Source organism: Deinococcus piscis (assembly GCF_014653275.1).
GTDB lineage: Bacteria > Deinococcota > Deinococci > Deinococcales > Deinococcaceae > Deinococcus > Deinococcus piscis.
Genome location: NZ_BNAL01000092.1, coordinates 1 through 760, shown reverse-complemented (window position 1 = coordinate 760; position 760 = coordinate 1). Strand labels below are relative to the sequence as shown.

At 51.4% G+C, this 760-nt stretch carries 1 protein-coding gene; it reads right to left on the bottom strand.

From position 1 onward, the window contains the following. Positions 1 to 58 precede the first annotated feature (58 nt). The gene (locus IE158_RS13440) at positions 59 to 649 is read right to left on the bottom strand and encodes an endo alpha-1,4 polygalactosaminidase (protein ID WP_189644209.1); all 591 of its coding nucleotides are present in this window, start codon (positions 647 to 649) and stop codon (positions 59 to 61) included. Between the last annotated feature and the right edge of the window lie 111 nt (positions 650 to 760).

Here is a 760-nt window from a genome sequence, read left to right as displayed (position 1 = left end):
TAGACCTGCTGACCCAGCCTTTTTGCCCACCAGGAGGGGCTGGAAGTGAAGTTGTCACCTACTGAGGCTCAGGCGTAGGGTTCTCGGCATCAAAGTCGTTGATCAGGTACACCCGCTCGGTCTCCCAACCGGGGAGGGTAGGGCCAACCAAGGACTTGAAAGTCAGTTGTGGGACGCTTAAGTCCCTGAACTGACCGTTGAACTCGTAAGAATCCTCACCATTTAGGATGGCGTTGCCAACGGCCTGGGCTTCTTCGGGATCACCGCTGCCATCAATAATGCCGTTGTCGGTATAGTCGGTCAGGGCCTTATTGATAATTTCCTGAGTGTAATTTTCGCTTTCCCATGTGCCGGCGCTGAAGTAGCAGATGACTTTCTTACCGTAGCTATGCAGGCTCGTGATACTGCTAGAGCTTGCCCCCCAAGTATCTTGATTCACTACTTGTTTCGGACTATTACTGATGACCCTTGCGATTCGGTAATCCCAGCTTTGTGGTGTACTTGGAATAGGAATGGGCTGATGTTCTGCCGCGACAGAAAGAGTGCCCGTCTGTGCGCTGGGCTCGTGGGTGCTATTGGAGGCTGTACTGCCACAAGCGCTTAACATGGTGATACTCAGCAGGAGAGATGGAAGAAGAATGGATTTCATGAGGTACCTCACTCTAAGAAGAGTTTATATTGGTGTGACGGGTAGCTGCTAAGTAGCTTCCGGGTGTAGATTGCATCATATTGCAATTCCCCAGTTGGCTCCACCAACTGC

Coding starts and splice junctions, on each gene's coding strand:
- IE158_RS13440 (WP_189644209.1), bottom strand. CDS start 649: ATGAAATCCATTCTTCTTCCATCTCTCCTGCTGAGTATCACCATGTTA.